The sequence below is a fragment of the Streptomyces sp. NPDC046925 genome, from assembly GCF_040644915.1.
Classification (GTDB): domain Bacteria; phylum Actinomycetota; class Actinomycetes; order Streptomycetales; family Streptomycetaceae; genus Streptomyces.
This window is the reverse complement of sequence record NZ_JBEYWZ010000021.1, coordinates 35,626-50,903: the sequence shown is the minus strand read 5'-3', so window position 1 is coordinate 50,903 and position 15,278 is coordinate 35,626. Positions and strand designations below refer to the sequence as shown.

Annotated in this window: 13 protein-coding genes; 10 read left to right on the top strand and 3 right to left on the bottom strand. The window is 70.8% G+C overall.

Features of this window, described 5'->3' with window-relative positions; translation table 11 throughout:
• Positions 1–124 precede the first annotated feature (124 nt).
• The 6 genes from ABZ906_RS43925 to ABZ906_RS43900 all read left to right on the top strand — a co-directional run bounded on the left by ABZ906_RS43925 (position 125) and on the right by ABZ906_RS43900 (position 5,482).
• Entirely contained in the window at positions 125–580 is a 456-nt protein-coding gene (locus ABZ906_RS43925; protein ID WP_249588502.1) for an Lrp/AsnC family transcriptional regulator, read from the top strand.
• 68 nt (positions 581–648) lie between these two features.
• A complete protein-coding gene (gene mqnE, locus ABZ906_RS43920) occupies positions 649–1,812 on the top strand; it encodes an aminofutalosine synthase MqnE (RefSeq protein WP_361199533.1) in 1,164 nt (387 codons plus the stop codon).
• A 114-nt stretch (positions 1,813–1,926) separates the two neighbouring features.
• Positions 1,927–2,451, top strand: coding sequence for a GNAT family N-acetyltransferase (locus tag ABZ906_RS43915; protein WP_361392790.1), 525 nt, complete (start codon positions 1,927–1,929; stop codon positions 2,449–2,451).
• 116 nt (positions 2,452–2,567) lie between these two features.
• On the top strand, positions 2,568–2,858 hold the full coding sequence (locus ABZ906_RS43910; RefSeq protein ID WP_361199539.1) for a DUF4229 domain-containing protein: 291 nt from the start codon (positions 2,568–2,570) through the stop codon (positions 2,856–2,858).
• 442 nt (positions 2,859–3,300) lie between these two features.
• A complete protein-coding gene (locus tag ABZ906_RS43905; protein WP_361392788.1) occupies positions 3,301–4,662 on the top strand; it encodes a dicarboxylate/amino acid:cation symporter in 1,362 nt (453 codons plus the stop codon).
• A 208-nt stretch (positions 4,663–4,870) separates the two neighbouring features.
• Positions 4,871–5,482, top strand: a complete 612-nt coding sequence (locus tag ABZ906_RS43900; protein WP_361392855.1) for a TetR/AcrR family transcriptional regulator — start codon at positions 4,871–4,873, stop codon at positions 5,480–5,482.
• A 27-nt stretch (positions 5,483–5,509) separates the two neighbouring features.
• Here the strand turns inward: ABZ906_RS43900 and ABZ906_RS43895 are convergent, their stop codons facing one another.
• Complete coding sequence (locus ABZ906_RS43895) at positions 5,510–6,334, bottom strand: MaoC/PaaZ C-terminal domain-containing protein (RefSeq protein ID WP_361392786.1); 825 nt, start codon at positions 6,332–6,334, stop codon at positions 5,510–5,512.
• 56 nt (positions 6,335–6,390) lie between these two features.
• Positions 6,391–7,707, bottom strand: coding sequence for a 3-oxoacyl-ACP reductase (locus tag ABZ906_RS43890; RefSeq protein WP_361392784.1), 1,317 nt, complete (start codon positions 7,705–7,707; stop codon positions 6,391–6,393).
• A gap of 72 nt (positions 7,708–7,779) precedes the next feature.
• On the opposite strand from ABZ906_RS43890, the gene ABZ906_RS43885 reads away from it, so the two are divergent.
• From ABZ906_RS43885 to ABZ906_RS43875, 3 genes are all read left to right on the top strand, one after another.
• Entirely contained in the window at positions 7,780–9,057 is a 1,278-nt protein-coding gene (locus ABZ906_RS43885) for an acetyl-CoA C-acetyltransferase (protein ID WP_361392782.1), read from the top strand.
• Between the two features lie 158 nt (positions 9,058–9,215).
• Positions 9,216–11,114, top strand: a complete 1,899-nt coding sequence (locus tag ABZ906_RS43880) for an AMP-binding protein (RefSeq protein ID WP_361392780.1) — start codon at positions 9,216–9,218, stop codon at positions 11,112–11,114.
• A 94-nt stretch (positions 11,115–11,208) separates the two neighbouring features.
• Positions 11,209–12,774 (top strand): alpha/beta hydrolase, encoded by a 1,566-nt coding sequence (locus ABZ906_RS43875; protein ID WP_361392778.1) that lies wholly within the window; start codon positions 11,209–11,211, stop codon positions 12,772–12,774.
• Between the two features lie 44 nt (positions 12,775–12,818).
• On the opposite strand, the gene ABZ906_RS43870 is transcribed toward ABZ906_RS43875, so the two are convergent.
• Positions 12,819–13,673 (bottom strand): helix-turn-helix transcriptional regulator, encoded by an 855-nt coding sequence (locus tag ABZ906_RS43870; protein ID WP_361199560.1) that lies wholly within the window; start codon positions 13,671–13,673, stop codon positions 12,819–12,821.
• A gap of 160 nt (positions 13,674–13,833) precedes the next feature.
• Between ABZ906_RS43870 and ABZ906_RS43865 the strand changes: the two genes are divergently transcribed.
• Positions 13,834–15,255, top strand: a complete 1,422-nt coding sequence (locus tag ABZ906_RS43865; RefSeq protein ID WP_361392776.1) for an MFS transporter — start codon at positions 13,834–13,836, stop codon at positions 15,253–15,255.
• Positions 15,256–15,278: the final 23 nt, after the last annotated feature.

Sequence of the window (15,278 nt, the reverse complement as noted above, 5' to 3'; positions counted from 1 at the left end):
AAAATCGTTGAATCGTCGTTGATCTGCTGAAACTGTGAAAGATTCACAGGGCTCGGACCCTGTTGCGCCTTAGATTCTACACATAGACTCGCGTTATCGCTGAATAATGAAAGGCATCGCACCTATGGACGCCGTGGACAGGCAGCTCATCCAGGCTTTGCGCGAGAACGGCAGGGCCTCGTACGCCGAACTCGGCCGGCTCGTCGGCCTCTCGGGACCGAGCGTCACGGACCGGATCAACCGCCTCGAAGCGGCGGGTGTCATCACCGGCTACCGCGCGACGGTGGACTCCGCGTCGCTCGGTCTCGGTGTCATCGCCCTCATCGGCATCTCCCTCTCGGACGCCGCCGACCACGAGGACGTCGCGCGCCGGCTCAAGGACCTGCACGAGATCGAGGACTGCTGGTTCATCGCGGGCGACGACTCGTACATGCTCAAGGTGCGGGCCAGCGACGTGGACGGCCTGGAGAAGACGATCCGCCGGCTGAGCGGCACCAAGGGCGTCTCCAGGACGCGTACGACGATCGTGCTCTCCACGAAGTGGGAGAACCGCGTCGGGGAGCTGCCCGAGGAGGGCTAGGGGCACAGGCGTAACGTGGGCGAGGCGTGATTTACGCAGGCGTACAGACATGGAGAGGCGGCCGGGGTATGGACGCGGGGCTCAAGCGTGAGCTGGAGGAGAAGGTCCGGGCCGGTGAGCGGTTGTCCCGCGAGGACGGCATCGCCCTCTACGACTCGGACGACCTGGCCTGGCTCGGCGGTCTCGCCCACGAGGTGCGCACGCGCAAGAACGGCGACGTCGTGCACTTCAACGTCAACCGCCACCTCAACATGACCAACGTGTGCACCGCCTCGTGCGCGTACTGCTCGTTCCAGCGCAAGCCGGGCGAGAAGGACGCGTACACGATGCGCATCGAGGAGGCCGTCCGCCTCGCCAAGGCGATGGAGGGCGAGAACCTCACCGAGCTGCACATCGTCAACGGCCTGCACCCGAATCTGCCGTGGCGCTACTACCCGCGTTCGCTGAGCGAGCTCAAGAAGGCGCTCCCGGACGTCTCCCTGAAGGCCTTCACCGCCACCGAGATCCACCACTTCGAGACGATCTCCGGCATGTCGGCCTCCGACATCCTGGACGAGCTGATCGAGGCGGGCCTTGAGTCGCTGACCGGCGGCGGCGCGGAGATCTTCGACTGGGAGGTCCGCCAGCACATCGTCGACCACCGCACCCACTGGGAAGACTGGTCGCGCATCCACCGCCTCGCGCACGAGAAGGGTCTCAAGACCCCGAGCACGATGCTGTACGGCCACATCGAGGAGCGCCGCCACCGCGTCGACCACGTCCTGCGGCTGCGTGAGCTCCAGGACGAGACCGGCGGCTTCCAGGTCTTCATCCCGCTGCGCTACCAGCACGACTTCGTGGACATGAAGGACGGCAAGGTCAGGAACCGCCTCCAGGCGCGCACCACCATGGCGTCGGGCGCCGAGGCCCTGAAGACCTTCGCGGTCTCGCGCCTCCTCTTCGACAACGTCCCGCACGTCAAGGTCTTCTGGGTCATGCACGGCCTGCACACCACGCAGCTCGCGCTCCAGCACGGCGCGGACGACATGGACGGCTCGGTCGTCGAGTACAAGATCACGCACGACGCGGACAACTTCGGTACGCCGAACAAGCTGACGCGCGAGGATCTGCTCGACCTCATCCGCGAGGCGGGCTTCCGCCCCGTCGAGCGGAACACGCGCTACGAATCGATCCGTGAGTACGAAGGGCCCGACCGGTCGCTGCGGGAGTCTCCGCAGGCGATGCGGGTCTGACCCGCCCGCCGCGAACGACGTGCGAGCCCCGGCCGATCCGGCCGGGGCTCGTCGCGTTGTCCGGCATGCGGAACACGGTTGAGGCGCGCCGCCTGTAATGGTTACTCTCGACCTATGGCACTTACCTTCCGTCTTGACCCGGAGATCGATCCCGCCCTGCGCGACGGCGTCCTCGCCCTCTGGGCCGACGTGTCCAACGCCGGCGGCGCCGTCGGCTTCGTACCGCCCGTGACGGTCGAGGACATACGCCCGGAGTGGCTCAAGCGCCTGGCCCAGCTGAGCGAGGGGGACACCCGCCTGCTCGTCGGCCACGACGAGGACGGCACCGTCGCCGCGACCGCCTTCCTCGCGTTCAACTCGCACCGCCTGATGAAGCACTGGGTCTGGCTTTACGTGGTGATGGTCCACCCCAAGCACCAGGGCAAGGGGTACGGGCGCGACCTCATGGCCGCCGCCGCGGACGCCGCCCGCGGGCTCGACGGCATCGAGGCGATCCGGCTCACCTGCCGGGGCGGCACCGGCGTCGACCGGTTCTACGAGTCCTGCGGATACAAGGAGGTCGGACGGGTGCCCGGCGCGATCCGCGTCGCCCCCGGTGACGACCGCGACGACATCACGATGCTGCTGCCGCTCGGCTGACGGTTCAGGGTGGGGCCCGGTAGGGCTCACCCCCTTGCCGGTCGCGCCCCCCTCCATGCTTCACTGGAGTGGCTCGTCCAACTCGGGCCTATTTCGGAACGGAAGAGTGGATTGACATGCTCCGCTACACGCTGATGCGCCTCGGGATCTTCGTGGGCTGCTTTTTCGCGGTCTGGGGACTTGTCTATGCCGGGATCCTGCCCCAGGGCCTCGGGGACTCCAACCTCCTGTGGGTGCTGCTGCTCGCCCTCGTCGTCTCCGCGCCCATCAGCTTCGTGGTGCTGCGCAAGGAGCGCGACCGCGCCTCGGTCCAGGTCGTCGAGCGCGTCGAGCGCACCAAGGCCAACCTGGAGGCGAACCGCACCATGGAGGACGTCGCCGACGACGCCGCCCGCGCGAAGTCATGACCCCTCGCACGCAGCCGTGACCCCTCGCGCGCAGCCGTAAGGTTCGTCACAAAAGCCTCAACCCCGGTACGGGAGCAACTGCTCCGGACCGGGGTTTCTTGCGTCCCAAAGGCCCTCTCGCCTCCGATCGGCCTCGTCTACCTCAAACAACACCTTTGATGTTCTCAAAGTTCAAGTGTTAACGTGTTCGACATGAAGACAGCAGCCGCGCACCGCATCGCCCTGAGCGTCCCGCTCGTGGCGCGCCTGCATGTCGACCTCTGCCGCTGCATGTCCGCGGCCTGTCGCCGCCGCCTCTGAGTTCTCCGAGTCCTCTGCGACCAGCGCGAGCGACAAGCACCAAGTGACATCTGCACTGCGGCGGCACCGTAAAGGCCGTTCCGTCTGACCCCCTCGCGGTCGCCGCTCCCTCACGTCCCCCGCCATTACCCGGAGTGTGTCCGTGTCCGCGAACTCCCCCGTATCCCCGGCCGACAAGGCCGAGCAGCCGAAGTCCGGCTCCCGGATACCCAGATTCCTCAAGCTGCCGTTCTGGGCGCAGATCCTCGGCGGTCTCGTCCTCGGTGTCCTGCTCGGCTGGCTGGCCCGCAGCCAGGACATCTCCTGGCTCGTCACCACCCTGGACAAGGTCGGCAGCACCTTCATCGGGCTCCTGAAGCTGGCGGTCGCCCCGCTCGTCTTCTTCGCCATCCTGGTGTCGATCACCAACCTGCGTAAGGTCAACAACGCCGCGCGGCTCGCCACCCAGACGCTCGTCTGGTTCATGATCACGTCGCTGATCGCGGTCGTCATCGGCCTCGCCATCGGGCTCATCACCAACCCGGGCGCCGGCACCGGCCTCACCCCGAAGGACGGCGCCAAGCCGGAGACCTCGGGCTCCTGGATCGACTTCCTCACCGGCATCATCCCGACGGACGTCATCACCCCCTTCACCCAGCTCAACGTCCTCCAGATCGTCTTCATGGCCGCCGTCGCCGGTATCGCCGTACTGAAGATCGGCGAGAAGGCGCAGCCGATCCTGGACCTCAGCGAGTCCGTCCTCGCGCTCCTCCAGAAGGCCCTGTGGTGGGTCATCAAGCTCTCGCCGATCGGCACCGTCGGCCTCATCGGCTTCGCCATCGCCGACTACGGCTGGGACCTGATCAGCAAGTACGCGACGTTCACCGCCGACATCTACGTCGGTTGCGCCCTGGTGATGTTCGGCGTCTACCCGCTGCTGCTCTCCACGGTCGCCAAGGTCAACCCGCTCCAGTTCTTCAAGGGCGCCTGGCCCGCGATCCAGCTGGCCTTCGTCTCGCGCTCCTCGGTCGGCACGATGCCGGTCACCCAGAAGGTCACCGAGCGCCTCGGCGTGCCGAAGGAGTACACGTCCTTCGCGGTGCCGTTCGGCGCCACCACCAAGATGGACGGCTGCGCCGCGATCTACCCGGCGATCGCCGCGATCTTCGTCGCGCAGATCTTCGACGTGCAGATGGGCGTCAAGGAGTACCTGCTCATCGCCTTCGTCTCGGTCGTCGGCTCCGCCGCCACCGCCGGTCTGACCGGCGCCACGGTCATGCTGACGCTGACCCTCTCCACGCTGGGCCTGCCGATGGAGGGCGTGGGCCTGCTCCTCGCCATCGACCCGATCCTGGACATGATGCGCACGGCCACGAATGTGGCCGGTCAGGCGGCCGTGCCGGTGATCGTCGCCGCTCGCGAGAAGATCCTGGACCGTGAGGCCTACGAGAGCGCGTCGTCCTCGCCGCTCGACGAGTTCGACGGTTCCGTCGACCAGCCGCAGACGGTGCCTGCCGCCGCCTGACGTCCCCCGGCTCGTCGCGAACGCGCCCCGCCCCGTACCCGGATCCGTTCCGGGTACGGGGCGGGGCGCGTTTGCTGTGGGGGCCGGTCCGCGGGGTGCGGCGCTGACCGTAGGCTGGTCGTTTCCTGTGGACAGGTTGTGTGGAAGGCGGGCGGCCGGGGTGGGCGACGTGAAGGCCGGGGGTGCGGCGGTCAAGCGGCAGAAGCGGATGCCGCGGGCCGTGCGGGAGCAGCAGATGCTGGATGCCGCCGTGCGGATCTTCGGGCAGCGGGGGTACCGGGCGGCCTCGATGGACGAGATCGCGGAGGTCGCGGGGGTCTCGAAGCCGCTGGTGTATCTGTATCTGAACTCCAAGGAGGAGCTGTTCACCGCGTGCATCCGCCGTGAGGCCGCGGCGCTGGTCGCGGCGGTGCGGGGCGGGGTGAGCGGCGGTGTTCCCGCCGACCGTCAGTTGTGGGCCGGCCTGCAGTCCTTCTTCACGCACACCTCGGAGCGGCCCGACGCGTGGGCGGTCCTGCACCACCAGGCGCGTACGCAGGGGGAGCCGTTCGCGGCCGAGGTCGCCATGATGCGCGAGGAGCTCGTGGCGTTCGTGACGTCACTGATCGCGGAGGCGGCACGTGAGGCGCACCGCAAGCCGGAGCTGGCGGAGCGTGAAGTCGCGGGCCTCGCGCAGGCGTTGGTGGGCGCGGCGGAGTCGCTCGCCGGGTGGGCGAACGGGGACGCGTCGGTGTCCGCGAAGGAGGCCGCGTCGACGCTGATGAACTTCGCGTGGGCGGGGCTCGGGGAGTTGATGGAGGGGCGGCGCTGGGTTCCCTAGCGGGGGTGCGTTCGCTAGCGGGGTCGCTCAGCGCAGTGTGCCGCTGAGGTGGGTCCTGTCGCCGCTGCGCAGCTCGAAGCCGGGGCCTTCGGCGGCGTAGGTGACGGTGGACGGGAGCAGTACGGGGGCCTTGAAGTCGACCTGTACGCGGGCGGTTTCGGGTGTCTCGTACTCCGTGTGCTCCGCGAGGCAGCGGGCCGCGGTCCACATGCCGTGGGCGATGGCGCGGGGGAAGCCGAGGAGGCGGGCGGTGGCGGGGTGCAGGTGGATGGGGTTGCGGTCACCCGAGACGGCGCCGTAGCGGCGGCCTAGATCCGGGGGGAGTTGCCACTCGGCGCGGGCGGTGAGGGGGGTGGTCTCGTCGTTCTTGCGGGGGTGCGGGCCGGGTGTGTTGGTGGTGGCGGTGGTGCGGTGTCGGGCGAGGTACGTGCTGCTTGACGTCCATGCGGGGGTGCCGTCGACGCGGGCTTCCGTGACGAGGGTGGCTTCGGTGCCGCGGCGGTGCGGGGCCAATCGGGCCGCGTGCACGGAGAGTTCGAGGCTGTCCGCGGTGGTCAGGGCGCGGTGCTGGGTGATCTCGATGGACGTGTGGACGAGGCCGAGCAGCGGCAGCGGGAAGGCGCGGGTGGTCATGAGCCGCATGGCCAGCGGGAAGCTGAGGACGTGGGGGTAGGTGAGGGGGAGGGTGTGCTGGGGGGTTTTGTAGCCGCAGATGCGGGAGTAGGCGGCGAGGTCGGCGGTGCGGGGGCGCACGCCGGTGAGGGTCTGGTGGTCGCCGGGGAGGGGGGCGTCGGGGCGGGGCCGCTTGAGCGGCGAGAGGATCGCGCCGCGGAGCAGCAGGGGGGCGAGCATGGGGGTCCTTTCGGGTGCGGGTTCGTGTGCGGGTGCGTCCGGGGGCGGTGCCAGGGCTACGACCCGAGGAGGCTTTGGCCGCAGACTCGGATGATCTGGCCGTTCACACCGCCGGAGGCGGATGAGGCCAGCCACGCCGTGGTCTCCGCGACGTCCACGGGCAGACCCCCCTGGGCCAGGGAGTTCATCCTGCGGCCCGCCTCCCGGATGAACAGCGGAACCGCCGCCGTCATCTTCGTCTCGATGAACCCGGGGGCGACCGCGTTCACCGTCACCCCGTGCTCCGCGTACGCGCCCGGCGCAAGGGACCGCACCAGGCCGATGATCCCCGCCTTGCTCGCGGCGTAGTTCGTCTGGCCCACGTTTCCCGCGATACCGGCGATCGACGCCGTGGTCACGATGCTCCCGCCCCGGTTCAGGGCGCCGGACTTGAGCAGCGCGTCCGTCGTGCGCAGCACGCTCGTCAGGTTCACGTCCAGGACCGGGTTCCAGCGCTCCGCGGGCATGTTGGCCAGCTTGCGGTCCCTCGTGATCCCCGCGTTGTGGACGAGGACGTCGAGGCCGCCGGGGGCCAGCGCCGACGCCATGCGTTCCCCGGCGTCGTCCGCCGTGATGTCCAGCGGCAGCGCCGTACCCCCGAGCCGGTCGGCGACCCGTACCAAATCGGCCTGCGCGGACGGCACATCGAGGACGACCACCTGCGCTCCGTCCCGTGCGAGGACCTCGGCCACCGCCTCCCCGATCCCCCGCGCTGCCCCCGTGACCAGCGCCGTACGGCCGGACAGGGGCCGGTCCCAGTCGCCGGGTGCGGTCGGCTCGGCCTCTCCCACCTCGATCACCTGGCCGCTGACATACGCCGATCGCGGCGAGAGCAGGAACCGCAGCGTGGACTCCGCGGCCGCCGCCGAACGCATCCGGACCAGCGTCGCCGTACGGCCCCTGCCCAGCTCCTTGCCCAGGGAGCGTACGAAGCCCTCCAACGCCTGTTGCGCCGCCGCCTGGTGGTGGTCGGTGGGCGAGACCGGTGCGCCGAGCACCACCACGCGGCCGTTCTCCGCCACCGAGCGCACCACGGGGTGCAGCGCCGCGTGCACGAGAGCGAGGCCGGGAGTGTCGCTTATGCCCGTTGCGTCAAGGACCACCGCTGCCGGGCGGGAGGCGTCCTGCGCCGGCTTCAGGTGCGTTTTCTTCAAGATCGAGGTCAGGTCCGTCTCGTACGCGGACTTCCCCGCCGTCAGATGCAGCAACTCGCCGTCGAGGTGCGGGCTTTCCGGAGTCCAGCGCCGCAGGGCCGACGGCTGGGGCAGGCCGAGCCTCCGGGTGAGGAAGCGGCCGGGTGCGGTGCCCGTGAAGTTCAGATAGCGGTCGGCCATTGTCCAACTCCCAGCTCGGTCGTAAATTTACTTCAGAGTAAGGTTACTCAAGGGTCAGGAGTTGGTCGAGACATGAATCTGCCCACCACCCGCCGCGTGGCGGTCATCGGCGGCAGCCGCATCCCGTTCGCGCGCTCCGACGGCCCGTACGCCACGGCGTCCAACCAGGAGATGCTGACCGCCGCGCTCGACGGACTCGTGGAGCGGTACGGGCTCCAGGAGCCGGGTGCCGTCGGCGAGTTCGTCGCCGGCGCCGTGCTCAAGCACAGCCGGGACTTCAACCTCGCCCGCGAGACCGTCCTCGGTTCGCGCCTCGCGCCGACCACACCCGCGTACGACATCCAGCAGGCCTGCGGCACCGGGCTGCAAGCCGTCATCGCCGCCGCCAACAAGATCATGCTGGGGCAGACGGAGTCGGCGGTCGCGGGCGGGGCCGACACCGCGAGCGACGCTCCGCTCGGCGTCAACGACTCCCTGCGCAAGATCCTCCTCGCCGCGCGCCGCGCCAAGACGACCGGAGGCCGCGTCAAGGCGCTCGCCCGCGTGCGCCCCTCGCACCTCGTGCCCGACATCCCGCGCAACGCCGAGCCCCGCACCGGCCTTTCCATGGGCGAGCACGCCGCCGTGACCGCACAGGCCTGGGGCGTCACGCGCGAGGCGCAGGACGAACTGGCCGCGACCAGCCACCAGCGACTGGCCGCCGCGTACGACCGGGGGTTCCTGGACGGACTCGTCGTACCGTTCCGCGGGCTTGAGCGGGACCAGAACCTGCGGCCCGGATCGAGCGTCGAGAAGCTGGCGAAGCTGAACCCGGTCTTCGGCGTGAAGGGGGCGAACCCGACCATGACCGCTGGCAACTCGACCCCGCTGACCGACGGGGCGGCGCTCACGCTGCTCGCGAGCGAGGAGTGGGCGCAGGAGCGCGGGCTCGAACCGCTGGCCTATCTGAGCGCGTACGAGAGTGCCGCGGTCGACTTCGTCGGGGGTGACGTCGTCGGAGGCCAGGACGGGCTGCTGATGGCGCCCGCGTACGCCGTGCCGCGGATGCTGGAGCGGGTCGGGCTCGGGCTCGCGGACTTCGACTTCGTCGAGATCCACGAGGCGTTCGCCTCGCAGGTGCTTGCCACGCTGGCCGCGTGGGAGAAGCAGGGCCTGGGGACCGTGGACCGGGACCGGCTCAACGTCGCAGGATCCTCACTGGCCACGGGGCATCCGTTCGCCGCCACGGGTGCGAGGATCGTCGCCACCCTGGCCAAGCTGCTCGCCGAGCGGGGGACTCCCGGACGCGGGCTCATCTCGATCTGCGCGGCGGGCGGTCTCGGGGTGACGGCGATTCTCGAGCGGGGGTGAGGGCCTCCTCTGAACAGGGGGTGACGACTCGCCGCCTCTTCCCCAAGCCCCCGCAGCAAACCCCCGGCACCCCCGGGGCTCCGCCCCGGACCCCGCTCCTCAAACGCCGGAGGGGCTGAATTCCCTACCTGTCCCCCGATATGCAAGGAGCCGCCCCCATGCCCCCCGCCACCCCGCAACCCGCCCTCGTCGAACCCCACCTGCGGCACCTCGACGGTGCCGTACGGGAAGTCTCCGTGCCGCCGTTCGCTGCCGCCGTCCGGCAGGGGTCCCTCGCCGACATCCCCTTCGACAACGCCCGCGAGGCACCCGCCGAAGCCGTGCTCTCCCGGAAGGGGGACGACGGGCGGTGGCGGGACGTGACGGCCGCGGAGTTCGCCGGGGAAGTCCTCGCCGTCGCCAAGGGGCTCATCGCCGAGGGTCTTGCTCCGGGGGACCGGCTCGCCATCATGGCGCGCACGACGTACGAGTGGACGCTGCTCGACTTCGCGGGCTGGGCGGCGGGCCTGGTCACCGTGCCCGTCTATCCGACCTCCTCCGCCTACCAGACCCGCTGGATACTCCAGGACTCGGGCGCCGTCGCACTCGCCGTCGAGACCGTCGCGCTCGCCGCGTCGCTCGGGCCCGAGCGCGACCGGATGCCCGACCTGGAGCACCTGTGGTCCTTCGAGAAGGGCGACGTGCGGCGGCTCGCCGAACTGGGGCGGCGCGAGGGCATCACCGACGCCGAAGTCGAGCGCAGGCGAGCGGAGTTGCGGCCCGACTCCGTCGCCACGCTCATCTACACCTCCGGCACCACCGGGCGGCCCAAGGGCTGCGTCCTGACCCACGGCAACTTCTTCGCCGAGGTCGACAACGCCATCGAGCTGCTCCACCCCGTCTTCAAGTCCGTCAGCAAGGCGCCCGCGTCCACCCTGCTCTTCCTGCCGCTCTCGCACGTCTTCGGGCGCATGGTCGCCGTCGGCTGTCTGCGCGCACGGGTACGGCTCGGCCACGCGCCCAGCATCCAGACCGAGGACCTGCTGGGGGACCTGGCGGGATTCCGGCCCACCTTCCTGCTCGCCATCCCCTACGTACTCGAAAAGGTCTTCAACACCGGGCGCGCCACCGCCGAGAAGATGGGCCGCGCCTCCTCCTTCGACCGCGCGGCCCGCATCGCCGTCCGCTACGGCGAGGCGGTCGAGGCGCGGCAGCACGGCACGGGACCCGGCCCGGGGTTCGGGCTGCGGATGGCCCGCGCGCTCTACGACCCGCTCGTCTACCGGCGTATCCGCGCCGCGCTCGGCGGCAAGGTGCGCTACGCGATCTGCGGCGGCTCACCGCTCGGCCGCCGCCTCGCCGCGTTCTACGCGGGCGCCGGCATCGAGATCTTCGAGGGGTACGGCCTCACCGAGACCACGGCCGCGGCGACCGTGACCCCGCCTCTGAAGCCGCGGCTCGGCACGGTCGGCTGGCCGCTGCCCGGTACGCGCGTGCGGATCGCGGACGACGGTGAGGTGCTGCTCGCCGGAGGGCAGGTCTTCGGCGGCTACTGGGACGGGCGGACCGGTCGCGCCGTACCCGCGACGGATGAGTGGTTCGCGACGGGGGACATCGGCGCCCTCGACGACGACGGATACCTGTCCATCACGGGCCGCAAGAAGGACATCCTCATCACCACCGGCGGCAAGAACGTGGCGCCCGCCCCGCTGGAGGACTGGCTGCGCGCCCACCCCTTGGTCGGCCAGTGCATGGTGGTCGGCGACGACCGGCCCTACATCACCGCTCTGATCACGCTGGAGCCCGAAGGCATCGCGCACTGGTGCCGCATGAAGAAGAAGGCGCACACCGGCCCCGGCCTCGCGGACGACGCCGATCTGCGCGAGACCCTCCAGCGTGCCGTCGACGAGGCCAACAAGCTCGTGTCGCGTGCCGAGTCCATCCGGCGGTTCGCCGTCCTGCCGGTGGATTTCACGGAGGAGAGCGGCCATCTGACCCCGTCCCTGAAGCTGAAGCGGGACGCCATCGCGCGGGACTTCGCGGCGGAGATCGAGGGACTGTACGGACACGCACGGTAATTTCGCCCGGCGAATGTCACTCAGTGTCACCTGGACGGGCGGGGTCGCTGCCCCGCCCTTAGGGTGATCGAGGGGCAGACCCTGGGAGGTTGCCGTGCGCAGAGCTGTTGCGCTCGCCGGCGCTACCGCGCTGGCCGTCATGGGGACAGGGGCCTGGCTGCCGGGCGACAACGCGGCGGCCGCGCCTTCGCCCGACCTGTCCCGCTACTACTCGCAGAAGATCAAGTGGGGCGCGTGCGAGGGAGGCGGAGCCGGCCTTCTCATCGGCGGTGCGGACGCCACGCCCGTCCCCAAGGACAAGAACATCCAGTGCGGCAAGATCACCGTGCCCCTCGACTACGCGCACCCGAAGCGCGACACGATCAAGCTCGCCATGGTCCGCATCAAGGCCAGCGGCAAGCCCAGGGGCTCACTCCTGCTGAACTTCGGAGGCCCGGGCGGCGCCGGGGTCTCCGGGCTCCTCAACGCGCAGAAGGAGTTCGAGTATCTCGGCAAGGGCTACGACGTGGTCTCCTTCGACCCCCGCGGCGTGGGCGAGAGCTCGCCCGTGAGCTGCGGGAACGACGCCGGCGCGGAAGATCCGTCGGCCGGTGGGGACTCCGACGACCCCGCCGCCCTGCTCGACCAGATGCGCGAGATAGCCGAGGCCTGCAAGAAGAAGTCCGGGCCCGTCCTCCCGTACGTCGGAACGGTCAACGTCTCGCGTGACCTGGACGTCATGCGGCAGGTGCTCGGCGACAAGAAGCTCAACTACCTGGGCTTCTCGTACGGGACGCGGCTCGGCTCCGTGTACGCGGCGCAGTTCCCCGACAACGTCGGGCGGATGGTCCTCGACGGCGTGGACACCCTCACCGAGGACGTCGCCGAGCAGGCTCTGGTCAGCGCGGAGGGCCGGCAGACCGCGCTCGACAACTTCACCAAGTGGTGCACGGAGAACCCCGGTTGTGTCCTCGGCACCGACTCGCGCGCGGCCCGTGACCATATGGCCGAGCTGATCAAGGGGCTCGACTCGTATCCGCTCCAGTCCTCCGACGGTTCGGAGTTCACCGGCCAGGACGTCGTGGACGTACTGGGGCAGGCGCTCTACAGCAGGCAGTCGTGGCCCGCGCTCTCGCAGGCCCTCGGCGCGCTCCTCGCCGACGGCGACCCGCGGGCGCTGCTGCGGATGGGCGGCTCGCTGGCCCAGCAGCCGCGCGCGCCCGAGGACGTGCCCGCCGACAACATGGCCGCCGCGCTCATGGCCGTGAACTGCGCGGACGACCCGGACCGGCCGTCCGAGAAGAGCGTCGAGAAGAAGGTCGACAAGCTGCGGGAGGAGTTCGAGGCGACGTCCGACATCTTCGGGAAGTCGATGCTGATGCCGGTCCTCTTCTGCTTCGGGCGGCCCGCGGGAACGGACTACATCCGCGAGGACGTACGCGACGTGAAGAGCCCCGACTTCCTCCTCGTCGGCACCCGCGGCGACCCGGCCACGCCCTACCGCTGGACCGAGGAGACCGCCAAGCGGCTCGGGTCGGCGGCCGTCGTCCTGGACAACAAGGGCGACGGGCACACCGGTTACGCCGGGTCGAAGTGCGTGCGCGAGAAGGTCGACGGATTCCTGCTGTACGGGGAGATGCCGCCGACTGGGAGTTCGTGCGGGGTCGAGGAGGAGGACTAGCGCGGGATTCCGGCGGTTGCGGTGGCCGGACCGGCCCGGTCCGGCTATCGGGCGGCGCGGGCCGCCGGGTCGAGGCGCAGCATCGCTTCCTCGTCGGCGGTGCCCGGCGCGGCCTGGTAGACCACGAGGCGCTGGCCGTCCGTCCTCGCCAGCGTCATCACTTCATACGTGAGCGTCATCGGGCCGACCTTCGGATGGTCGAAGGACTTGATGCCGCCGCCGCGCTCGCACACTTCGTAGCGCTCCCAGAGGCGGGCGAAGTCCGGTGACTTGAGGAGGAGTTCGCCGACCAGGGCGGCAAGCCGGGGGGAGTCGACGTCGGCGCCGCCGACCGCGCGCAGGTGCGCGACGGACTTGGCGACGGTCTCCTCCCACGGCTGGTAGAGCACGCGGCCCACGGGGTGCAGGAACAGATAGCGCGTGACGTTGCGCTGTTCCGCCGGCCAGTCCCACAGGCCGGGCATGAGGCGCCGCCCGGCCGGGTTCGCGGCCAGCATGTAGCTGTGGCGGCTGACCACGTACGCGGGAAGCGGGCTCAGGTTGTCCAGCATGTTCTGGACGCTCGGGCGGACCGTGTCCCCGGCGGTGGGGTGCGGCTCCGTGAGGCGGCCCGACGCCAGTTCGGCGAGGTCGTGCAGGCGCTCGTGGGCGTCGCCGCCGAGACGCAGGGCGCGGGCCAGGGCGTCGATCACGGAGGGGGAGGGGTTCGTCTCGCGGCCCCGCTCGAGGCGTGTGTAGTAGTCGACGCTCACCCCGGCGAGGGTGGCGAGTTCCTCGCGGCGCAGGCCGGGGGTGCGGCGCAGGCCCGTCCCCTGCGGGAGACCGGCGTCGGTGGGGCTGATCTGCGCGCGCCTCGCCCGCAGGTATCTGCCCAGTTCAGTGCCCTCTGCTTTCGCCATCCGTCCATTGTCCCCGCCGGGGGCCGGATGTGGGGGGCCGTGTCAGGACCAGGAACGCTGCGGTCTGCCGGGGCGGCGGGGCTTGGCGGAGTCTGTTCTTGCCGTACGGGCATTCCCGCCCACCCGCCTGTTTGCCCCGCGTCACAGGAGTTTCCGGAAAATGCCGTCCTCCGTCCTTGCCCCGGCCCCCGCGCCCACAGCCCTCAGAACCGCATCCCCCGCGCGCCCCACCCCCACCCCCACTGTCGCTCTCCTCGCCGCCCTCCTCGGCTTCACCGTCATCACCGTCGACGTGTCCGCCGTGAACATCGCGCTGCCCGCCATCCGCACCTCCCTCCACGGCGGCATGGCGGGTCTCCAGTGGGTCGTGGACGCCTACACCCTGATGTTCGCCGCCCTCATGCTCTCCGCGGGAGCCCTCGCCGACCGGGCGGGCGCGCGCCGCGCCTACGCCCTGGGCGTCGGCCTCTTCACCCTCGCCTCGCTCGCCTGCGCCCTCGCCCCCGGCATCGGGACCCTCATCGCCGCCCGCGTCGCACAGGGCGGAGCCGCGGCCATCGTCATGCCCGCCTCGCTCGCCCTGATCCGCCAGGCGTACGACGACCCGCGCCGCCGGGCCCGCGCCATCGCCCTGTGGACGGTCGGCGGCTCCGTCGCCATGGCGGCCGGACCCGTACTCGGCGGCGTACTCACCGAGGCGGCGGGCTGGCGCGCGGTCTTCCTCCTCAACCTGCCCATCGGCGCGGTGATCCTCGCCCTGCTCGCCCGCACCGCCCCGTCTCCCCGCCGTCCCTCACCCCTGGACCTCGCAGGTCAGGCCACCGCCGTACTCGCCCTGGCGGGCCTCGCGTTCGCCGTCATCGAGGGCGGGCACCTGGGGTGGACCAGCGCGCCGGTGCTCGGCGCCGTGGCCCTCGCCGTCGCCGCGGGCCTCGGTTTCCGCGCCGCCGAGAAGCGGCACGCGGCGCCCATGGTCCCGCTCGGGCTGCTGCGCGAGCGCAAGGTCGCCGTCTCGCTGGCGATCGGCTTCGCCGTCAACGCGGGCTTCTACGGGATCGTCTTCCTGCTCGGTCTCTACTTCCAGCAGCTGCGGGGGATGTCGGCGATCGCGGCGGGCCTGATGTTCGTGCCGCTCGCGGTGATCATCACGTCGACGAACCTCGTCTCGCCGCGCATGGCGGAGCGGATCGGCCGCCGCAGGGTGATCGTGGCGGGCCAGGCGGTGCTCGCCCTCGCGATGTTCGTGCTCCTGCCGCTGGCCGCGGACACCCCGCTCTGGCTGGTCCTCGTCCTGCTCGTCCCGACCGGCATGGGCGGCGCGTTCGCGGTCCCCGCGCTGACGGCCCTCCTGATGGACGCGGTCCCCGCCCACCGCGCGGGCACGGCTTCGGGCCTGCTCAACGCCCTGCGCCAGACGGGCGGGGCGATGGCGGTGGCACTCTTCGGCGCGCTCCTGGCAGCGGACGGCGGCACGGGCTTCTCGGTGACGGGCATGCGCGAAGCCCTCGTGGCGGTGGGCCTGCTGCTGTGCGCGACGACGGCCCTGGCGGCGTGGCTGCTCCCGCGGGACGGCCGCGGCTGAGCCCGCCCCGTCGGTGGGACGGG